Source organism: uncultured Nitrospira sp. (genome assembly GCA_902500695.1).
Classification (GTDB): domain Bacteria; phylum Nitrospirota; class Nitrospiria; order Nitrospirales; family UBA8639; genus Nitrospira_E.
The window spans coordinates 75,167-78,834 of record CABVRQ010000010.1 but is presented as its reverse complement, the minus strand read 5'-3'; the positions used below and the strand labels follow the sequence as shown (position 1 = coordinate 78,834).

Here is a 3,668-nt window from a genome sequence, read left to right as displayed (position 1 = left end):
AGGATTTTGCTGACTGGCTCGATCCAACCTTGCAATCTGTTGACCGAGTCAACACGTTGCTCAGGCCATTTCCCCCGGAAGAGATTGAAGCCTACCCCGTCAGTCAGCTTGTGAATAATCCCAAAAATGATCGACCCGAATGCGTAAACCCTATTTAATCGCCCCACTGGTTTAATCCGGATCTTTCCCATTCAGATCAAAGTGAGGAAATGGCCAATTTCATTCTTGAATGAGGGCATTCATGGTCGCTATCATTTGGGAGGACCCCACTATCCTCAATCCATATCAACTGTCTCCCCATAATACCCTTTAAATTCGCTTTAAAAAAATCTTCGGATCATGGTATTGGAGTGTCAGGATTCCCTTCCTCTTGTGATCTCTCTTTCATTTCGTGTGGACGGTCCATTGACGATATTGTTCCATTTGTAACATCTTTTTTTAAAGGCCGGGCAAGCAAGGGTTTCTGCCAGTTGGCCGGGGCATCCAGCCGTGGTACTCATTACATGTACACAGTGTCATCCCCCAGTCGGAATTAACCACAAGAGCCAAGGATGGAGGTTTTATGAAAATGTATACGTCGAAGTCTGTCTGGTCTTTCACCATGTTTATGGTGTTCTCATTGAGTATGTGGGGGACATCTACCTATGCTCAAGAATCTGATTCGTCGAGAGATTCGGCAGCATTTTCAGACGTGGGGCCTTCACTTAAAGAACTGGGTGAAGCCCAACGGGACATTGATCGATATGAGGAAGCGCAGGACAATTTCAATGAAAATGTTGACCAGTTTATGAATGACCGCATGCGGTACAACGAAGCCAGAGCTAAATTTGATCGATCCAGATCAATTTATGAGCAGGAAGAGCATCGGTTCAATAAAACCTATGAAAAATTCAGCCGAGACCGCGATCGGTATTTGGAGGCACGGGACAAATTTGTGGGTGCCCGAGAGAGATTTCAAGATGCCCGAAGTAATTTCTTTGGTAGTTCGATTAACGCATCCAGCCGGGCCAATGCCGGACGTATGGAGGACAAACCGGCCGATAAGCGGTAAATTTTCTCGTCCAACATAGGGAGAAATGAAGGACTATTTGAGTTTAGCAAACAGTCGTTTCAGCATTCTGATGAATTTCTTTTTCTTTCACGAATGAATTTAGTAAAAAAGGAGAAAAGTGTTATGAAAGACTCAAAGAATATGAGGTTGGTGGCTTGTCTTTTTTTCGTGTTTTTGATGGTGGGATGCGCGGGCGGGCCTCAATCGGAAAGTTTCGGGGAACATATTGACGATAGTGTCATCACGACAAAGGTTAAAACAGCTCTCCTAAGTGATCCGGAAGTGTCCGGCACGGATATCAATGTGACGACCTTCAAAGGTCGGGTACAATTAAACGGTCTTGTGAATGATGCTCAGCAAATTGATCAGGCTGCACGATTGGCACGGCGAGTCGGTGGGGTCCAGGCAGTCGAGAACAATCTGTCCATCAAATAAATGCACCATCGCACGATGAGTTCAACATGAATATCAGGGGTATTTAGCACGAGGAAACGTAGAAGATGCAAAACGGTCTGGTTATCGGTATGATCACTCTCATGATGATGATCTCCATGGGATGCGCGAGCAGCCCTCTTCATGAGAGCACGGGGGAATATCTTGATGATAGCGTCATTACGACGAAAGTGAAGACCGCTCTTCTCCGATGTCCCCTGGTGTCGGGAACCGATGTCCATGTCGAAACATTTAAAAATCGTGTGCAACTCAGTGGGTTCGTGGATGAATTGAGGCAAATTGACCATGCGATCATCTTATCGAGAGAGGTGGAGGGAGTCGGCTTGGTTGAAAATCGAATGAGTGTGAAATAAATAAAAACTTTTCGACTGAAACACATCCGAATTATCCCAGGGAGTGAACTTTTGGTATTTCCCCTCCTAAGGCAGCTTCCCTGTTCTTACATGGGAGGAAAGATTCTTTTCCACGGACCTTCTTCATCATTGCATGCTCTTCGCTTTAGCTCCAAGGATGGGGGCCTTCCCCCATCCTTGGCAAACAAAAAAATATTAAACGACTAATGCCAAATCCAGTGATACGCTGACAGGCTTTCCGGCGGTGACATGATTTCCAGATAGTAAGTAGCAAATATAAAAAACAATACCCCCAAATAATTAAAATTATACGTTCCGTGAACGATGGGGTTTGATTCCTCCTTGGACGGACTCAATGTGTTTGAGATTCATCCCACCGTTCATGGAGAATTTCCCCGCGATCCTCCCGAAAAAATAATGCTCATACATAACTGTTTCCTCCATCCAAAAAGTTCGAATTCCAGGCGACGCCTATAATTTAAAAATATGCTCAGTTGCCATAATGGGTGGTTTGATTACGGATCTCATCTTTTCTTTATGGCATCTCAATGAAAAACCCCGTCAGCTTGCGGAGGGGTTCTTCATTATAAATAAGCATTTTTCGGGCCCCAAAGCCTTGCCTTGAGGTATCAGTACAACATTCCAATATCCCATACGTGGAATGAAACGATTTGAGAGTTTCAAAAGAACTCGGAACTCATCCTCTAAGGGGACATACCTTCAAATTCGCCCGTCTTTGAGCGGGATGAAAAGGACTGACCATGCTGTTTAAACTGAAAGGTTCTTGCACACGAGAAGATCCTAGCCTCTGCCCGAGGCTATTGATCATAAATTTAGAGAGGGGCAGGGATGAGATCCTCCGTTCCTCGTAACGCGACAAGGAATTGTTTCTGGTCATGGACCAATCATAAATTTTAACGGTGAGACTGAGTATCTGAGGAGACGGATCGAGAACTCATTAGATCAACATCGCACAGTGTGCTCACTGCAAAATCAAACATCTCTTGAATGCGGGCTAGTGGAAGTTGACAATTTGGAAGGGGAGAGTAGTGGCAAAAGAAGGTTGTCAGGGTGTCATGGAAGAAAAGCCCAATTCCGAAGATTTGAAACCGGAAGCCGTCGCTTGCATCCTGAATTTTTTAAGTCTGAATGGAAGAAATCCCGCTTCAACGTCTTCGGAAAAAGATTAATGAATTTTTGAGGCACTCGCCTTGATATGGTAAAGTGAATGTATGCGTCGTTGGATTCTCAGTGGAGTACTGGTTGCGAGTGGTCTTTTCTCAGGCCTTGAGGCGTGGGCCTTGGAATTTTCCGCAGATCAGATCGTCAAGGTGGGGGGGAAGACTCAAAAGGCCAACCTGTATTATCGGGATGACCGGTGGCGGTTGGAGCACCAGTCGATGGGTCCGGTCAACGTCACCATTGTGCGTAAAGACAAGCAGGTCATGTGGCTGCTTCTCTCTCGAGTGAGGCACTTCAAGACCCTCCCGTATGATCCTGCTCAGGAACCAAAATTGAGCAAACATCTGGATGGTGAAGTCTTGCGAGAAGAGATCGGGACCGAGACGCGCGAAGGCCATCCCACGATTTTATATGAAGTCACGGTGAAGCAGGGAGATCAGACCGATGTCTACTACCAATGGTTCGCCACCGACATTCAGTTTCCAATGCAGTTGACCAGGAAGGACGGGAGCTGGAGTGTCGAGTATCGACATGTGAAGCTGCGGCCGGTGACCGATTATTTATTTCAACTCCCACTCAATTTCCAGCCGCTGGAAGAGTTCGACCCGCCAAAGAAAAAAGAGTCCTAA

At 46.0% G+C, this 3,668-nt stretch carries 4 protein-coding genes; all 4 read left to right on the top strand.

What is annotated here, in order from left to right; translation table 11 throughout:
* Positions 1 to 562 precede the first annotated feature (562 nt).
* The 4 genes from AAH187_RS04385 to AAH187_RS04370 all read left to right on the top strand — a co-directional run bounded on the left by AAH187_RS04385 (position 563) and on the right by AAH187_RS04370 (position 3,668).
* Complete coding sequence (locus AAH187_RS04385) at positions 563 to 1,051, top strand: hypothetical protein (RefSeq protein WP_342347220.1); 489 nt, start codon at positions 563 to 565, stop codon at positions 1,049 to 1,051.
* A gap of 123 nt (positions 1,052 to 1,174) precedes the next feature.
* A complete protein-coding gene (locus AAH187_RS04380) occupies positions 1,175 to 1,486 on the top strand; it encodes a BON domain-containing protein (protein ID WP_342347219.1) in 312 nt (103 codons plus the stop codon).
* A gap of 65 nt (positions 1,487 to 1,551) precedes the next feature.
* Positions 1,552 to 1,857: a BON domain-containing protein gene (locus tag AAH187_RS04375; protein ID WP_342347218.1), complete on the top strand. Its 306-nt coding sequence runs from the start codon at positions 1,552 to 1,554 to the stop codon at positions 1,855 to 1,857.
* 1,232 nt (positions 1,858 to 3,089) lie between these two features.
* On the top strand, positions 3,090 to 3,668 hold the full coding sequence (locus AAH187_RS04370) for a hypothetical protein (RefSeq protein WP_342347217.1): 579 nt from the start codon (positions 3,090 to 3,092) through the stop codon (positions 3,666 to 3,668).